The organism is Caulobacter segnis (genome assembly GCF_023935105.1).
In the GTDB taxonomy this organism is placed as follows: Bacteria; Pseudomonadota; Alphaproteobacteria; order Caulobacterales; family Caulobacteraceae; genus Caulobacter; species Caulobacter segnis_B.
In genome coordinates, this window is record NZ_CP096040.1 from 5,095,573 (window position 1) to 5,113,069 (window position 17,497).

Annotated in this window: 11 protein-coding genes and 1 pseudogene; 2 read left to right on the plus strand and 10 right to left on the minus strand. The window is 68.2% G+C overall.

The genetic code is table 11. The annotated features are described in order from the left end of the window. Positions 1–114 precede the first annotated feature (114 nt). The 4 genes and pseudogenes from nagE to MZV50_RS23685 all read right to left on the minus strand — a co-directional run bounded on the left by nagE (position 115) and on the right by MZV50_RS23685 (position 9,533). Positions 115–1,875, minus strand: a complete 1,761-nt coding sequence (gene nagE, locus MZV50_RS23670; protein WP_252631784.1) for an N-acetylglucosamine-specific PTS transporter subunit IIBC — start codon at positions 1,873–1,875, stop codon at positions 115–117. Between the two features lie 17 nt (positions 1,876–1,892). Then, positions 1,893–4,414, minus strand: a pseudogene (ptsP, locus tag MZV50_RS23675) (phosphoenolpyruvate--protein phosphotransferase). 22 nt (positions 4,415–4,436) lie between these two features. Further along, entirely contained in the window at positions 4,437–6,719 is a 2,283-nt protein-coding gene (locus MZV50_RS23680; protein WP_436792190.1) for a family 20 glycosylhydrolase, read from the minus strand. Positions 6,720–6,866: 147 nt separating this feature from the next. Beyond that, positions 6,867–9,533, minus strand: a complete 2,667-nt coding sequence (locus tag MZV50_RS23685) for a TonB-dependent receptor (RefSeq protein ID WP_252631785.1) — start codon at positions 9,531–9,533, stop codon at positions 6,867–6,869. Between the two features lie 256 nt (positions 9,534–9,789). Here MZV50_RS23685 and MZV50_RS23690 point away from each other — a divergent pair, with 256 nt between their 5' ends. Together MZV50_RS23690 and nagA are read left to right on the plus strand one after the other, a co-directional pair. Then, positions 9,790–10,533 (plus strand): GntR family transcriptional regulator, encoded by a 744-nt coding sequence (locus tag MZV50_RS23690; RefSeq protein ID WP_252631786.1) that lies wholly within the window; start codon positions 9,790–9,792, stop codon positions 10,531–10,533. Next, complete coding sequence (gene nagA / locus MZV50_RS23695) at positions 10,533–11,669, plus strand: N-acetylglucosamine-6-phosphate deacetylase (protein ID WP_252631787.1); 1,137 nt, start codon at positions 10,533–10,535, stop codon at positions 11,667–11,669. Before MZV50_RS23690 ends, nagA begins: the two co-directional genes overlap by 1 nt. A gap of 98 nt (positions 11,670–11,767) precedes the next feature. Here nagA and MZV50_RS23700 read toward each other — a convergent pair whose 3' ends face one another. The 6 genes from MZV50_RS23700 to MZV50_RS23725 form a co-directional block, all read right to left on the minus strand. Then, positions 11,768–14,788: a TonB-dependent receptor gene (locus tag MZV50_RS23700; protein WP_252631788.1), complete on the minus strand. Its 3,021-nt coding sequence runs from the start codon at positions 14,786–14,788 to the stop codon at positions 11,768–11,770. Positions 14,789–15,076: 288 nt separating this feature from the next. Continuing rightward, positions 15,077–15,547 carry a chemotaxis protein CheE gene (locus MZV50_RS23705; protein ID WP_252631789.1) on the minus strand — a complete coding sequence of 157 codons (471 nt, stop codon included), beginning with the start codon at positions 15,545–15,547 and terminating at the stop codon, positions 15,077–15,079. Next, positions 15,544–16,146, minus strand: coding sequence for a response regulator (locus MZV50_RS23710; RefSeq protein ID WP_252631790.1), 603 nt, complete (start codon positions 16,144–16,146; stop codon positions 15,544–15,546). The genes MZV50_RS23705 and MZV50_RS23710 overlap by 4 nt, the downstream gene beginning before the upstream one ends. 6 nt (positions 16,147–16,152) lie before the next feature. Further along, positions 16,153–16,536, minus strand: coding sequence for a chemotaxis protein CheU (locus tag MZV50_RS23715; RefSeq protein WP_252631791.1), 384 nt, complete (start codon positions 16,534–16,536; stop codon positions 16,153–16,155). Positions 16,537–16,541: 5 nt separating this feature from the next. Beyond that, positions 16,542–17,111: a chemotaxis protein CheD gene (locus MZV50_RS23720; RefSeq protein ID WP_252631792.1), complete on the minus strand. Its 570-nt coding sequence runs from the start codon at positions 17,109–17,111 to the stop codon at positions 16,542–16,544. Beyond that, positions 17,108–17,497 (minus strand): response regulator, encoded by a 390-nt coding sequence (locus MZV50_RS23725; RefSeq protein WP_004621657.1) that lies wholly within the window; start codon positions 17,495–17,497, stop codon positions 17,108–17,110. Before MZV50_RS23725 ends, MZV50_RS23720 begins: the two co-directional genes overlap by 4 nt.

Consider the following 17,497-nt stretch of genomic DNA (forward strand, 5'->3'; position numbering starts at 1 on the left):
GACTTTCTGTCTTCGCCTCGGATCCGGGGCGTCAAGCCATAGGGGTCGCGCGAAAACATGAAGGGCGGGTTAGTCCGCCTCCGTCGCGCCTGCGACCTTTGGACCCGAACCGCCCTACCCGATCCCCTTGATGGCTTCGGCGACGCGTTCGGCGCTGGGGCCCAGGACGATGTGGAGGGCGTGGTCGCCGACGCGGACGAGGCCGCGCAGGCCGGCGGCGTGGAGGGCGGGTTCGTCGACGGTGGCGGGGTCGGCGACGACGATGCGCAGGCGGCTGGAGCAGGTCCCCACCTGGCGCAGGTTGGCCGGGCCGCCGAGGGCGGAGACCAGGGCCTGGGCCTTTTGGTCGTCCTCGACTGTGGGCAGGATGGACGGCGCGGGCTTGACCGGCATGACGACCGAGGTGGCGGCGGGCCTGGCCGCCGGGGCCGGCGTGACGCCCATGGCCGCGCGGATCTCGCCGGCGACGGCGTCGGCGATGGGGCCCAGCACCACCTGCAGCGCCTTGTCGGAGGGCTTGACGACGCCGCGCGCGCCCAGGGCCTTGAGCGCCGGTTCGCTCACCGCGCCCTGGTCGGTGACGATCAGGCGCAGGCGGGTGGTGCAGGCGTCGACGCTGACGAGGTTGGCCGCCCCGCCCAGGGCCTGGACGAAGTCGGCCCCGCGCCCGCCGCCGGTGGCCACCGCTTGCGGCGCGACGACGTCGTCGTCCTCGCGGCCGGGGGTCTTCAGGTCGAAGCGGGTGATGAAGACCCGGAAGAGGCCGTAATAGACCGCCGCATAGACCGCCCCGATCGGCAGCAGCCACAGCGGACGGGTGGCCTTGCCAAAGTTGAGCACATAGTCGAACAGCCCCGCCGAGAAGGTGAAGCCCAGCTTGACGGACAGGGCGTTCATCAGGGCCATCGACACCCCGGTCAGCACCGCGTGCACGGCGTAGAGCGCCGGGGCCAGGAACATGAACGAGAACTCGATCGGCTCGGTCACCCCGGTCAGGAACGAGGTCAGGGCCAGGGAGACCAGCATGCCGCCGACGGCCTTGCGCTTTTCCGGCTTGGCGGTGTGGTACATGGCCAGGCACGCGGCCGGCAGGCCGAACATCATCACCGGGAAGAAGCCGCTCATGAACCCGCCGGCGGCGGGATCGCCCGCGAAGAAGCGGCGCAGATCGCCGGTGGCGCCGTGGAAGTCGCCCACCACGAACCAGGCGATGTTGTTGAGGATGTGGTGCAGGCCGGTGACGATCAGGATGCGGTTGAGGAAGCCGTAGACCAGAAGGCCCAGCTCGCCCGAGCCGACGATGGCGCGGCTGGCCGCGTCGACGCCGCCGTTGATGCCGTCATAGCCCCAGCCGATCAGCACGGCCATGACAAGGCCCGCCAGGCCCGAGACGATCGGCACGAAGCGCCGGCCGCTGAAGAAGGCCAGGTACTCGGGCAGCTTGAAGCCGGAGAAGCGGTTGTAGAACAGCCCGGCGATCACCCCCGACAGGATGCCGATCGGCACGCTGAGCTTGGCCAGCGCCTTGGCCTTGTAGGCCGCGCCCGCCAGGTCGGCGTGGTCCTTGACGAGATGGGCGGTGACCTCGGCCGGCACGTGCAGCAGGGCCTTGGCCCCTTCGCTGGCGATCAGGAAGCAGACGACGCCGGCCAGGCCGGCCGCGCCGTTGTTCTCGCGCGCCAGGCCCACGGCCACGCCGATGGCGAAGAGGAGACCCAGGTTGGAGAAGATCGCATCGCCGGCCGCGGCGATGAAGCCGATGTCCAGGAGGTCCGGCTGGCCCAGGCGCAGCAGCAGGCCCGCCACCGGCAGCACCGCGATCGGCAGCATCAGGGCCCGGCCCAGCGGCTGGAGGATTTCGAGCGGAGACTTCATCTGAAGCTTCATGGGGCTTAGCTTCCGAAAGCTTTGGCGAGGTCGCGCACGGCCTCGGGGGACGTCTGGTTCAGCGCCTGGCGGGCCAGGTCGCGGCAGGCGGCCAGGTCGAGTTCGCGGACCCGGGCCTTGACCTCCGGCGCGATGCTGGCCGTGGTCGACAGCTCGGTGACGCCCAGGCCCAGCAGGATGGCGGTGGCGGCCAGGTCCGAGGCCAGGCCGCCGCACACCCCGACCCAGCGGCCGTGCTTTTCGGCCCCGCGGCAGGTCAGGTCGATCATCCGCAGCACGGCCGGATGCAGGGCGTCGATCCGCGCGGCCAGTTCCGGATTGCCCCGGTCCATGGCCAGGACGTACTGGGTCAGGTCGTTGGTGCCGATCGACAGGAAGTCGGCCTCGGCGGCGATCAGGTCGGCGGTGACGGCCGCGGCCGGGGTCTCGATCATCACCCCCAGCGCGACGCGCTCGGTGATCCCAGCTCGCGCTGGGCCTCGTCGAGCACCGCGCGCACGGCGCGCAGCTCGTCCAGGCTCCCGATCATCGGGACCATGATCTTGCACTGGCCGAAAGGCTGGACGCGCAGGATGGCGCGCAGCTGGGTCTTCAGGAGATGCGGCCGCCACAGGCTGACGCGCACGCCGCGCAGGCCCAGGGCCGGGTTCTCCTCGGCCGGGATCGGCAGGTAGGGCGCGGCCTTGTCGCCGCCGACATCGAGCGTGCGGATGATCAGCGGCCGGCCGGCAAGCGCGTCGGCGATGGCCTGGTACTGGCGGGCCTGCTCGTCCTCGTCGGGCGGGGTCTCGCGGTCCAGGAACAGGAACTCGGTGCGCAGCAGGCCGCAGCCTTCCGCCCCGTTCTCGACGGCGGCCACCGCGTCCTTGACCGCGCCGGTGTTGGCGAACACCTCGATGCGGGCCCCGTCCTTCGTCACGGCCGGATCATGGGCGGCGGCTTGCGCCTGAGTCTTGCGCGCCTGGCGATGAGCCAGCTGGGTCTGGGCCGCCGCCAGGGCCGGGGCGTCGGGGGCCACCCGCAGAGCCCCGCCATCGGCGTCCAGGATCAGGGCCGCGCCGTCCTCGACGCTCAAGACCGCCCCGCCCAGCGCCACCAGGGCCGGAATGCCCATGGCCGCGGCCAGGATGGCCACGTGCGAGGTCGGGCCGCCGCGGGCGGTGGCGAAGCCGGCGACGACGCCGGGGTCGACGCCCATCAGCTGCGAAGGCAGGAGCTCGTCGGCCAGCAGGATCGAGCCCGGCGCCAGGACGGTGGTGTCGTCCTCTTCGCCCGCCCCCTCCAAAACAAGAAGCGCTCGCAGCACCTGGCGCTCCAGGTCGATCAGGTCGTCGACCCGCTCGGCCAGGCGGCGATCGCCCAGCCCCCGCAGGGCCTCGACATAGCCACCGACCGCCGCGCGCCAGGCAAAGCCGGCGCTCTTGCCCGCGCCGATCAGCCGGCGCGCCCCGGCGAACAGTTCAGGGTCTTCCAGGAACGCCAGGTGCGCGCCCAGGATCGCCTTGCGGGCCTTGTCGCCGGTCAGGGCGTTGTGTTCGATCCTGGCCCGGACCTTGGCGATGGCGGCGGTCAGCGCCGCTTCCTCGTGGCCCACGCCCTCGCCGGCCTCGCGCACGGCGATGTCTGACGACGCCAGCCGCACCGCCTTGCCGATCGACAGCCCCGGCGCGGCCAGCACGCCCTTCAGCACCCCGTCGCGGGGCAGCTCGGCGGGCGCCACAGGCGCCTCCGCCACGACTGGCGTGGCGGCCTTCGCCGCCACCGGCGCGCCCTCGCCCATGCCGCTCTCGATCAGGCCGGCGATGGCGGCCATCGCCGCCTCGGCGTCGGAACCCGAAGCCACCACCTGGATCGCGTCGCCATGGCGGATGGCCAGGGCCATCAGCCCCACCGGGCTCTTGGCGCTGGCCCGGCGGCCGGCCACGCTCAGCGCCGTCTCGGCCGTAAAGCCCCGCGCCGTCTCGGCGATCCGCGCCGCCGGCCGCGCATGGATCCCGTGCGCCAGCGGCACGATCACCTCGCGGGAGATTTCAAGGGCGGGAGCGGAAGTGACAGCCGCCGTCTCGCCGACCGGCGACAGCGCCATCAGGAAGTCGCCCACGCCCACGGCCCGGTCCTGGTCGCGGCGCACGATCGAGAAGGCGTCCAGATTGGTGATGACCACCGGCGTGATCAGGCTCTTGGCCCGCTGCGCCAGCAGGTCCAGATCAAAGCCCAGCAGCGGCTCGCCGGCCTTCACGCTCTGGCCTTCGGCGACGAACACCGAGAAGCCCTCGCCGTCCAGCGCCACCGTCTCCAGCCCCACATGCATCAGGATCTCGGCCCCGTTGGCCGCCCGCAGGGCCACCGCGTGCCGCGCCCGGTGCACGCTCGTCACCACCGCGTCGCACGGCGCATGCAAGGTCGAGCCCAAAGGATCGATCGCCAGCCCGTCCCCCAGCATCCGCTCGGCGAACACCGCGTCCGGCGTCTCATCCAACGGCGCTACCCAGCCCTGCAGCGGCGAGCGGAGAACGAGGTTGGGCAAGGCGGCTACTCTTCTTTGAAGATCAGGGCGCGGGCTTCACGGTCACGCGATCCAGGACCCAGAAGGGATCGAGACTCTTGTTCGTGAAGCTCAGGCAAAGATCGACCTTACCCGCTCGGGCGGGCAAGCGGCCGCTCACCGTCGACAGGGCCGGATTTTTCGCCGAGTCGCCTAGCGGGATGGCGGCGACGCGCTCGCCCGCGCAGCCCAGGCGCACCTCCAGCTCGCCGCCCGGCGTGGCGGGCGGGTTCAGCTTGATGCCGTCGCGATCCTTGCCGACCTGGAAGTTGAACGGGATCTGGCCGATCCGAGCGGTGATCCGCGCCCCCTTGGACAGGTCGACGCCCTCCCAGATCCAGCACGGATTGAAGATGTCGACGTCGAACATCGCCCGCTTGTCGAAGGCGGCTGGCGCGTCGTCGATCATCAGCAGCGGCACATGGCTGGTGCAGCGCTTCAGCTGGCCGCTGGTGCGGGTCTGGAGCGCGACCGGATCGATCGTCACCGTCTTCTCGCGGCCCAGGGCCTGGCCGTCGACGAAGGAGCGGGCCTTGACCGTCGTTCCCGCCGCCAATGCCAGGGGGCCCGCATAGGCGGGCGAGGCCGCCGTCGGAACCTTGCCGTCGGTGGTGTAGCGCACCTCGCCTACGCCCAGCGGCGCGGTCAGCGCCAGCGTGATCTGGCCGCCCTCCCCCTCGGCCATGCGCGGGTCGGGCTCGAACGGCACGGTGTTGGGCGTGACGCCCAGCACCTTCAGCCGAGCCATCTGGGCGGGCAGGCGGCGAGCGAAGTCGTCCCAGCTGACGTCCGCTTCCGGCGTCCAGGCCCGCTCGGCCAGGGCGATGGCGCGCGGGAAGGCCATGCGCTGCATCCGCGCGTCGGTCTGCATGTGCTCGGTCCAGACATTGGCCTGGACGCCGAGGATGTGTTTGCGCTCGTCGACGCTCAGCTGGGCCGGCGCGGGATCGAAGGCGTAGACGTCCTTGAGGCTGATCACCCGGCCCCGGCCGGTGGGCTCGTCGGGCGACAGGCTCTGGCGGTTGTCGAGATAGAGCGTCGGATGCGGCGACAGCACCGTGTCGTGGCCGGCCTTGGCGGCGGCGATGGCGCCGTCGATCCCACGCCATGACATCACCGTGGCGTTGGGGGCCAGGCCGCCTTCCAGGATCTCGTCCCAACCGATCAGGCGGCGACCACGCTTGGCGAGCGACTGGCCGACCCGCTGGATGAACCAACTCTGCAGTTCATGCTCGTCCTTGAGTCCCAGCTCCTTGATCTTGGCCTGGATCTTCGGGCTGGCCTTCCACTGGTCCTTGACCGCCTCGTCGCCGCCCACGTGGATGAAGGGCGACGGGAAGATGTCCATCACCTCGGAGAGCACGTCGTCGAGAAAGGCGAAGGTCGCGTCGTCGGTGTTGTAGAGCCAGGGGAAGACGCCCCAATCGCCCATCTTGCTGGCGTCGGGGGCGGCCGTGCCCAGCGCGGGATAGGCCACGATCGGCGCCAGGGCGTGGCCTGGCGTCTCGATCTCGGGGACGATGGTGATGTTGCGCGCGGCGGCATAGGCGACGAGCTCGCGGGCCTGGTCCTGAGTGTAGAAGCCGCCGTACTTCGGATAGCGCGCGGCCGCGCCCGGATCATGCCGCCAGCCGGCCACTTCGGTCAGCTTGGGATACTTCTTGATCTCCAGCCGCCAGCCCTGGTCGTCGACCAGGTGCCAGTGGAAGGTGTTCAGCTTGTGCGCCGCCATGGCGTCGATCACCGCCTTCAGCGTGTCGAGCGACTGGACGTGGCGGGCGCTGTCGACCATCAGGCCGCGCCAGGCGAAGCGCGGCGCGTCCTCGATCGCGGCGGCGGGAACGGCCACCGGGCCCTTGGCCACGTCGGGCGTCGCCAGCTGCCACAGCGACATAGCGCCGTAGAAAAGGCCAGCGCGCTGGGCGGCGGCGATGGTCACGCCGCCGGGACCGATGTCGAGCTTGTAGGCCTCGCCCGCCGGCCCCTCGCGGGTCAGGACGATCGATCCGACGGCCGGGCCGCCCTCGATCACCGCGGGCCGAAAGCCGCGCGAGCGCCGGATCAGGTCGGCCAGTTGCAGGGCCACGCCCCTGGCCTCGACGTCGCCCTTGGTCACGACGATGCGGGTGGCGGCGGAAAGCTTGAAAGTCCCCTCGGCGACGACCGCCCTGGCCGGCGCGGGCGTGATGGTGAGGCTGTCGGCCAGGGCGCCGGTCGCGAGCGCGGAAGCCCCGACACCCAGGGCGAAGGCGAACGCCGAGACGGCGATAGTGCGAGTCTTGGTCACGCGGCCTCACGGAAGAATAGGCGGCAAAAAGCGGGCGGGACAGCCAGCTGCCCCGCCCCAGCTCCATGCTTGCAGTCAGGAGGGATCGGATCAATCGCGGCGTGGCGAGAGGCTTCGGATCACGCCGAAGCCTCCGCCGGCCGAGCGTCAGAAGCTGACGTTCAGCGTCGCCTGCAGCTTGCGGCCGGTGCGGTAAACGCCGCGCGGCAGCGAGGTGGTGTTGGCGTAGGCGTAGTACTCGCTGTCCAGCAGGTTCTGGCCCGAGACCGACGCCGTAATGTTCTTGGTCACGGCGTAGCCGACGGTGGCGTCCAGGGTCTTGGACGCCCGGACGAACATGTCGTCGCCGCGGTCGACGCCGGTGAAGTACTTCGAGCGCCAGGTGAAGGTCGCCCGGGCCGAGAACGGGCCCATTTCGTAGAAGGGGCTGAGATTGACCTGATTCTTCGAGCTGTAGGGCAGCGGCGCGCCGCCTTGGCCCGAGGCGTCGGCATAGGTGTAGTTGGCCAGCAGGCCGAAGCCGTGGGCGAAGTTCTGCTGATAGGCGACCGCCAGACCCTTGACCTCGGCCGAGCCCGCGTTGAACGGACGGCTGATCTGGTAGGTCGTAACCTTGCCCTGCGACTGGTTGAAGTACGATTCCGGCTGCGTGCGCTGCAGGATGTAGTTGGAGATGTCCTTGTAGAACACTTCCGCCGACAGGATGGCCTGGGGCTGGAAGTACCATTCGGCCGACGCGTTGACGTTGCTGGACTTGTAGGGCTCCAGGTTCGGATTGCCGCCGCCGCCGGTCAGGATGCCGTCCGACAGCCAGAAGTAGTTGGTCATGTCGGCGTAGTTGGGCCTGGCGATCACCTGGGCGGCCGCGAAGCGGAACACCAGGTCCTCGCGGGCGTCGACGATGACGTTCACGCTGGGCAGGACGTTGTCGTAGCTCTTCTTGGTCACCTGCCAGGTCCAGTCGGCCGCGGCGTTGCAGGCCGCGCCGGGCTTGCAGACGTAGCCGGCGCTGTTGACCGAGGTCTTCACGTAGCGGACGCCGAAGTTACCGCGGATGTTGTCGGCCTTGAAATTGGCCTGGGCGTAGGCGGCGTCGATGTTCTCCTGGATGTTCCAGTTGCCGGCCGTGAACTCGGCGGCGGCGAAGATCGAGGGCTTGGGCATGGCCCCGCCCGCCGGCAGCCACTTGCCGCTCTGGACGTAGTCGACCATCGACTGGCCGCTGATCCGGAAGCGGTTCTTCATCTGGTCGCCGACGCCGTCGAAGCCCTTCAGATAGTTGCCGGGGACCTGGGTGGCGCTAAACAGCGAGGCCGGGGCGGCGACGCCGGTGATGGCGATGCCGGCATATTGCTGACCGGTCTCGTGCTCACGACGCTTGTAGCCGACCTGGATGCGCTGGATGACGCCGTCGAAGTCCTTGCCCAGGTCGATCTGTGCGTATTTCTCCTCGTCGGAGGTCGGCTTGGAGACCAGGTTGCCGCTCCAGCCCGGATCGGTCGCGAAGGCGGCCGGGTTGCCCATCACGTTGGTCGTGTAGGTCAGGCTGCCCGGGCTCTTGGGCGCGCCGCTGATGTCGACGGTGTAGTTGGCCCAGTTCAGGAACTCGAGGAACACCTGACGCTTGGTGCCGCCGTCGGCGGTGGACTTGCCGATCTCGCCGTTCAGGTCCCAGCCGTCGCCCTTGTACTGGCCCTTCAGGTGATAGGTGTCGGAGTTCAGCTCGGCTTCGCGATACTGCACGTCCAGCACGCTCAGCGCGTTGTTGAACGAGGCCTTGGTGACCACGCCATCCTTGACGGTCAGGTCGGTCAGGGCGCCCAAGCTGTTCCAGGTGTTGCCCTGGAAGGCATACATCGACTGGTTGGTGTTATCGTAGTCGGCCTTGATCTTCATCCAGTTGAACTCGAACGAGAGCGCCTCGGTCGGCTTGTACTGAAGGGCCGTGGTGTAGGTGGTGCGGACGCGATCCTGCTCGAAGTACGAGGCGCCGAAGGCGTTCGGGCTGCGGGCGGTCAGGTTGTTGGTCAGGGTCGTGGCGCACGAGCCGGTGCAGCCGCGGGTCCGCGAGTCGACCGGATTGTCGGGATTGCCGCCGGCCCACTGGTTGGCGGCGATGGTGCCGTAGCTCTCGACGCCGTCCCGGCGCAGTTGGTCCTCGGCCCGCTGGACCGAGAAGCTGGCGCCGAAGGTCTGGTCGGCGTTCTTCCAGCTGACCAGCAGCGAACCCTGGGCGTCGCCCTTCTTGGAGCGATCGTTGTACAGATAGCTTACCGCGCCGGCGATCAGGCCCGACTTGAGGTCCAGAGGCTTGCGGGTGTTGACGATGACGGTGCCGCCGATGCTGCCTTCGTCGATGCGCGCTTCGGGCGACTTGTAGACGTCGACCTTGCCGACGATCTGTGGGGCCAGAAGGGCGTAGTTGAAGGTGCGGCCGGGAGAGTCGAGGATGAACCAGTCGGCCGAAGCGACGGTCTGGCCGTTGAGCAGGGTGCGGTTCAGCGCGGGGTCGGTGCCCAGAATGCTGACCTTCTCGCCTTGACCGAAGGCGCGATCGACGGTGACGCCGGGGACGATGGTCAGGGCTTCGGCGACGTTGGTGCTCGGGAACTTGCCAACGTCCTCGGCGGTGACGACATCGACGATGGCGTCGGCGCGGCGCTTGGATTCGATGGATTGCAGCAGCGAGGCGCGGATACCGGTGACGACCACTTCATCGACGGCGGTGTTGTCCTGCGCCAGGGCCGGCGCGGCGATCAAGACGGCCAGGGCGCTGGCGGATGCAGCCAAGACGGACTTATGGAACTTCTTCATCGTTCACTTCTCCCCATTTGCTCGGCCGCTTCGGACGCGAGCCAAACCCCAAAGACCAATCTGGTACCAATCTTTTCGGAGCGATCCCGAAAAGTGGCGCTTCTCAGGCCTCGGAAGGCGACTGTGACGGAAATTTTGCAGATGACAAGGCCAAAAAGAAACCAATTGCAGACCATGTTCTTATTGGTATGAAAATGGTCATATGCTATCGAAGCGAGCGCAAGGCGCCGCGGACTTGTTCGGGGAGGGCTGTGAAATGACGTTTGCTGAACGGATTGGACGGCTCGACGCCGCCGGCGACCACGCCCCGCTCTACAAGCAATTGCAGCGTGCGTTGCGCGAAGCGATCCAGAAGAAAGTGCTGGCGCCCGACGACGCCCTGCCCGCCGAACGGGACCTGGCCGACGAGTTCAGCATCTCGCGCATCACCGTGCGCAAGGCGTTGGACGGCCTGGTCAGCGAGGGCCTGCTGACCCGCCGCCAGGGCGCGGGCACCTTTGTCGCCGCGCGCGTGGAAAAGAGCTTCTCCAAGCTCTCGTCCTTCACCGAGGACATGATCTCGCGTGGCCGGGTGCCGCGCAGCGAATGGATCAGCCGCAGCGAAGGCCAGGTAACTCCGGAGGAGTCGCTGACGCTGGGCCTGTCGCCTGGCACCTCGGTCTTTCGCTTCGCCCGCATCCGCTACGCCGACGGCGCGCCGATGGCGGTGGAGTACACGACCATCGCCGCCTTCGCCCTGCCCTCCACCGAGGTGGTCGGCGTCTCGCTGTACGAGGCGCTGGAAGCGACGGGCCATCGGCCGGTGCGGGCCCTGCAGCGGCTGCGGGCGGTGCTGTTCGCCGCCGAGCAGGCCGACCTGCTGGGCGTGCCGGTCAAGGACGCCGGCCTGCTGATCGAGCGGCGCGGTTTCCTGAAGGACGGCCGGGCGGTGGAAGTGACCCAGTCCTACTACCGGGGTGACGCGTACGACTTCGTGGCCGAGCTGAACGCCCTGTCCTGATGCTGGCTGCTCTCGTCAACGGCCGCGTCCTGACGGCCGCCGGCATCCTGGATGGCCAGGCCGTCCTGATCGAAGGCGGCCGGATCGCCGGCGTGGTCCCTCTGGCCGAGGTTCCGGCCTCGGCCGCGCGTCGCGACCTGGCCGGCGGCCTGCTGGTCCCCGGCTATATCGACACCCAGGTCAATGGCGGCGGCGGGGTGCTGTTCAACGACGCCCCGACGGTGGAGACCATCGCCGCCATCGGCGCGGCCCACCGCAAGTTCGGCACGACCGGCTTCCTGCCGACCCTGATCAGCGACGACCTTTCCGTCGTCGACCAGGCCCTGCGGGCGACCGAAGCGGCGATCGCCGCAGGCGTCCCCGGGGTCCTAGGCGTCCACATCGAGGGCCCGTTCCTCAATCCCAAGCGCAAGGGCATCCACGACGCGGGCAAGTTCCGGATCCTGGACGAGGCGGCCATCGCCCTGCTCTCGTCGCTGAAGGTCGGCCGAACCCTGGTGACCCTGGCCCCCGAGCGGACCACGCCGGAGACGATCCAGCGTCTGGCCGACGCCGGCGTCCATGTCGCCGCCGGCCACACCAACGCCAGCTACGCCACCCTGCGCCAGGCTCTCGACCACGGCCTGACCGGCGTCACCCACCTGTTCAACGCCATGTCGCCGCTGACCAGCCGCGAGCCGGGCGTGGTCGGGGCGGTGCTGGAGAACCAGGACGCCTGGGCCGGGATCATCGTCGACGGCCGCCACGTCGATCCCGTCACACTGAAGATCGCCCTGCGCGCCCGGCCGCTGGACCGCTTCATGCTGGTCACCGACGCCATGCCCACCGTGGGCATGACCGACAAGCGCTTCACCCTGCAGGGCCAGGAGATCGTCGTGCGCGACGGGGTCTGCGTCGGCGAAGGCGGCACCCTGGCCGGCTCGGATCTCGACATGGCCGGGGCCGTGCGCAACGCCGTCCGGATGCTGGACCTCTCCATCGCCGACGCGGTGATGATGGCCTCGGCCGCCCCGGCGGCGTTCCTGGGCCTGGCCGACCAGCGCGGCCGCATCGCGCCGGGCTACGCGGCGGATCTGTGCCTGCTCGACGACGACCTCAACGTCACCGCCACCTGGATCGACGGAAACGAGGGCTAGCCGCCCGCACCCGGGCAAGAAAAACCCGGGCAAGAAAAAAGGACGCTGGCCTCGCGGCCGGCGCCCTTTTCCGTTTCAGCTCAGCGAGCCATGGAAGCCTAGAACTTCCACTTCACGCCCAGATAGTACTGACGGCCGTAGTGCACGTACTCTTCCGAGTTCATGCGCGTGGAGTCGACCAGCTTGCTGTCCTTCTCGTCGGTCAGGTTGATGCCTTCGAGGGTGACGGTGAAGTTGCCGAAGTTGTAGCTGACCTGGCTGTCGATGTTCAGGGTCTTCTCCTTGATCCGAACATCGTTGTTGTTGGTCGCCGACGGGGCCACCTGGATCAGGTACGGGTCGCGGTAAGAGGCCGAGACGCGCGCCTTGAAGTTGGCCTTCTCGTAATAGAGCGTCGCGTTGTAGGCGTCCGGCGACAGGTTGATCAGCGGCTGGGTGATCAGCACGGCCGGCGCCGTCTGGACCCGCGGATTGCCGGCGTAGGTCGGGTTCTTGATCACGTATGCGATGTCGCTCTGCACGTGCGTGTAGTTCACGATGCCGCCGAAGCCATCGAAGGGCGCCGGTAGGAAGGTGAACGGACGCTGCAGCGAGATCTCGTAGCCCTTCAGCTTGCCGCCGGGGCTGTTGATCTGCGTCGTGACCGTGAACAGCGTGTCGACGGTGTTGCCGTTCGTCAGCAGGCTGGTCGGCAGACCGGTCTCCGAATACGGCATCGCGACAGCCGTGGTCTGGATGTAGGACTTGATGTCCTTCTGGAAGACGCCGACCGAGAACAGGGTTTCCTTGTCCGGATACCACTCGAAGCTGAGGTCCAGGTTGTTGGACAGCATCGGGTTCAGGTCGGGATTGCCGCGCGTCAGCGTCTGGGCCGACTGGCTGCTCGCGGTGTAGCCCGGCGTCAGGTTCTGCAGCTGCGGACGCGTCATCACCTTGGCGGCGGCGAAGCGGACGTAGAAGTTGTCCCACGGCTGGGCCGAGACGTTCAGCGACGGCAGGGTGTTGGTGTACTGGCGCGAGGTCGTCTGGACGCCGTCGGTCGGGACGGTGGTCGAGATCGTGCCGAAGGGCGTCGCGACCGGCGTCGTCACGCTGCCGGTGTTGTAGTGGCCCAGGGCCGCCTGCTCGGTCTTCACCCAACGCACGCCGACATTGCCGCGCACGGGAATGTTGAGGATGTCGTAGTCGAAGTCGCCTTGCAGGTAGAAGGCGGTGTCCTTCTCGGTGATGTTGCGCAGCGCGCCCAGCTGGTTCAGGACGCTGAGACGGAAGTCGCCGTTGGCGTTGATGCAGTTGCAGTCATAGCCGAGCTTGGCCTGCAGCTTGGCCAGATCCGGGGCCAGCCACGAGGTCGGCACGCCCGACGGCAGATCCAGGCCGCGGCCGAAACCGCTGATCACGCGCGAGACGTCGGCGATCGAGGTGCCCGCCGGCAGGCCGAAGCCGGCCTCGGCCGTGAAGGTGGTGCCGGTCGACGCGAGGTTACGCGAGAAGAGGCGCTTTTCCCACGAGTTGAAGCCGTATTCCTTGTAGTTGCCACCGTACCGCAGCTTGAAGCCGTCGAGGATCTGGTAGTCGACGTCGACGTGGAACGTCTTGAAGGTGTTGACGGCCTTGCTGGGACGCAGGCGCAGCAGCGAGGCGTCGCCCAGGGCGTTGCTGGCGCTGTAGACGTAGTTGGCCGGGTTCGTCGCGTCGAAGCCGTAGTTGAAGTTGGGCAGCTTGTCGTTGCCCGAGTAGTCGTAGCTGTAGTTGTCGCTGTCGTAGCGATCGAACGAGAAGGTCGTCTGGACCGGGTTGTCCTGGATCGACCGCGACTGGCCATAGCCGACCGCCAGGTGGCCGGCTTCGCCGAACTTGGTGTCGTAGGTCAGCGAGAACTGGTTGAACTCGGTCTTCAGCTCGTCGTGGCGATACTCGACCCGGGCGTCGACGTCGTCGAACGTGCCCTTGATCAGGTTGCCCTTGCTGTCGGCCGTGAAGTTGACGACGTCGGTCTGGGGCAGGCCCGCACCGCTACGGCTGAACGAAATGATCTCCAGATAGGTCTCGTCGCGGTTGTTGGTGAACTTGGCCAGCATCGCGTCGAGGGTCAGGGTCGAGCGGTCGTTCGGGCGCCATTGCAGCGAACCGGTCACGCCCAGGCGCTTCTGATCGTAGTCCAGGCGGCCGTAGCGCGGGATCCGCGGGTGCCACAGGTTGTTGGCGGTGCCGGCGGCGGCCGTAACGGTCGGCGAGGTGCCGCCCGTGACCGTGCCGATCTGGGCGCAGGTCAGGGCCGGACCGCTGACCGGGTTGTAGGCCGCGCCCGAGCACGGGAAGGCGGTCGACGAGTTGAACTGGACCGACGGGTTTTCCCAACGGCCGGTCGAGGAGCCTTCCTCGCGCTGGGCGCGGGTGGCGTAGGCGACCGACAGCAGCGCGCCGACCTCACCGATGCCGGTGTCCCAGCGGTTGCTGACCAGGAAAGTGTAGCGGGGGTCGCTCTTGCGCGAGAGGTCGTTCCAGCCGGCCTTGGCCGAGGCGCTCATCGTGAACTTGCTGAAGTCGAACGGGCGGGCGGCCTGCAGGTCGACGATCGCGCCCAGCGAGCCTTCCTCGTTCATGGCCGAGGTCGACTTGCGCACGGTGACGCTGTTGAACAGTTCCGAGGCGAAGATCGAGAAGTCGAACTGGCGGCCGCGGTTGGCGCCGCCCGAGCTGTCCTTGCCGCCGGTGGTGGCCAGGGCTTCCAGGCCGTTCAGGCGCACGACGGTGAAGTCGGGACCCAGGCCCCGGACGGTGATGGTGCGGCCTTCGCCGCCGTCACGGTCGATCGACACGCCCGGCACGCGCTGCAGCGACTCGGCCAGGTTCAGGTCGGGGAAGTCGGCGATGTCCTGGGCCTTGATGACGTCGACCAGGTCGTTCTCACGACGCTTGACGTCAAGGGCGTTGGCGAGCGAGGCGCGGAAGCCCGTCACGACGACGGCTTCGACTTCCTCGGCGGGGGCCGCCGCCGCGGGCGCTTGAGTGTCTTGGGCGGCCGCCGCGCCGGCGAACGTCATCGCCAGAGCCAGGGCGCCAGCCGAGACGCCGTAGTGCAGAACGCGCACGCGTCCCGTGGTTTTCTTGGACATAGAACCTCCTCCCGTGTCGACCGTTGGTCGTTCCAGGCGACGTAACCGCCGCCTTCGGCCTTCGTCTCGACCCCGCGTCCTTCCCACGAGATCGGCCCCAGCCTTTTTAAAACTCATTTTGCTACCGGTGTCAGAACCGCACTATGGTTTTTGACACCGGTATCAGACTGCTAACAAAGCCCGAGACGGCCGACAAGGCCACAAAGTGGCCACACCTGACGAGACTCCCGCCCCCGTTGCCTTTGCGACACATAGCGACGTTAGGTCACAGTCCGTGTCCGTGCGTTTTCAGCCTTCGTCGGGCCGGTAGTGGCTGACCTGGTAAAGACCTTGCAGCATGGCGTCGCGCTGCTCGACCGGCAGCTCGGCTCCCATGGCGCGCAGCAGCTTGAGCGCCTTGACGTGGACGTCCACGGCGTCCCAGCGCCAGGCCCCCACCTCGGCGCAGCTGTCGGCGAGGCCGCAGAGCGACATCGCCGCCTTGTCGACGCCGGAGTCGGCCACGAAGGCGCTGACGTCGATGATCCGCGAGGCCAGCAGATACAGGTCCTCGAACGATTGCGTGGCGCGGTCCGGCGCGCTCTTGCCGAACCGGCTGTCGATTTCGGCGAGGGCTTCGTCCAGAGCGGCCATCGAGGACTCGCGCAAGGTCTCGACCCCCGCCTCCGCGGCGGCGATCGCGTCCTGGGCCAGCAGCCCGCCGCGATCCTTGATCATCGAGGCCAGACGATTGGGCGGGCGGAACTTGCGAACGGTCATATTTGCACCTTGGCTGGGCGCATCAGATTGGCGATTTCGTCGTCGGACATGTTGGGCGTCTGCGCTTCGCCCACCTCCGCCGGAAGGTCATCCTTGCGCCGTCCGTCCGTTCCCGGCGGCGGCCCTTCGTGTTTGAATCGTCGATCGGGCCCGACATAGGTGTCGCATTCGATGAAGACCCGCTCCTCGCGCGCCACCCAGTAGATGCGCTCCAGCAGCACCTTGGGCGTGATCGGCTTGGCGACGACATAGTTGGAGCCCGCGTCGCGCAGCTTGCGGATCTGCGAGCTGCGGGTGTGGCCGGTGACCAGGATCACCGGAACATAGCGATTGGTCTCGCCGCTCTGCTTGCGCAGCCATTCGATGAACTCGATGCCGTCGGTGACCGGCATCTGCACGTCGCTGATGATCAGGTCGAAGGTCTTGGTGCGGATCAGCGACTGGGCGGCATCGACGCTCTCGGCGCGGAACAGCTGCTTGACCCCGAAGCCGGAGACCACCTGCGACAAAATGTCCAGCGAGGCGCCGTTGTCGTCCAGCACGAGCACCGTGGCTCGTTCGAGATTGATCCTTGCCGAGGGGAGAAGGGCGTCCGGCATCTGCCCCTAGAAGAAATCCAGTTCGCCGGCTTCGGCGCGGACGCCGGCTTGTTCCTCGGCGCGCAGGCGCTTGGCCATGTCGGCCAAGCCCAGGCCGTTCAGCACGGGCGCGATCGAGACGCTCCACTCGCCGGAGGCGTGAAGGCCGATCCGTTCCAGCACTTCCGACAGGCCGTGCAGCCGCTGGCTCAGTTCGTCCAGCGCCTGCAGGCGCGAAAGGTTCTCCAGCGTGGCGCCGCCCGTGGCGAGGTCGCCGGCCAGGTGTTCGCAGTCCCGACAGATGGCCGCGGCCGAGGCCAGCTCCGCCGCCAGGCGACGCGACAGCTCTCCGACCGCGAGGTGTTCCTCGGGCGGGGCGATCGGCGACGACGGGAGCGGCGAAGCGGTCATGAGTGTCAGAACAGATCCACGTCGCCGCTCGAAGCGGCGGGCATCGGGGCCGGAACGGGACGACGGACGTCCTGCGGCGCGTTGTCCACGGCCACCAGACGCTGGCGCACCCGACCCGAGGTCGGCCAGAATTCGACGCGGCGGGCCGAAACCCCGCCGGTGCTGGACGAGACGATCGGAATGCCTTCGTCGCGCAGGAACCGCTCGGCGAAGGCCGAGTTGCTGGCGCCGACGTCCGAGAGGCCGTCGAACAACTTGGCGCCGCCGAAGATCTTGGCTTCCAGCCGCTCGCGGCGGGCGCCCTTCTTCAGCAGGTCGTTGATCAGCAGTTCCATCGCATAGGCGCCGTAGCGCACGGCGTCACCGCCGCCGCCGCCCCGTCCGTCGCCTTCGGGCAGCAGGAAGTGGTTCATGCCCCCCACGCCCGCTTGCGGGTCGCGGATGCACGCGGCGATGCAGGAACCCAGCACGGTGGTCATCACCACCTGCGGGTCGGTCGTCACATGGCTTTCGCCCTGGGTGACATGGACCTTGATCGCGCGTTCCGGGTCGTCGCTGTGGGAGAATTGCGTCATGTCAGCTGCCCGAACACCTGTTCGATCTTCTCCCTCAAACCCTGCACGGTGAAGGGCTTGACGCAGTAGTTGTTGACACCGAACTGGACGGCGCGCTGGACCAGTTCGCGGTCGGCGCGGCCCGTCAGCATGACGAAGGCGGTCTGGCGGATCGGCGGGTGCGAGCGCACGGCTCGCAACAGCGCCAGGCCATCCATCTTCGGCATGTTGAAGTCCGAGATGACGAGATTGGCCGGCTTGGCCAGGAGGTTCTTGAGAGCCTCCTCGCCATCGGGCGCCTCACGGATGTCCTTGAAGCCGATCTGCTGCAGCGCATTGCGGATCAGAGCCCGCATGGTCAGCTGGTCGTCGACCACGAGAACGGAGATGGAGCTAGCTTGCGGCAT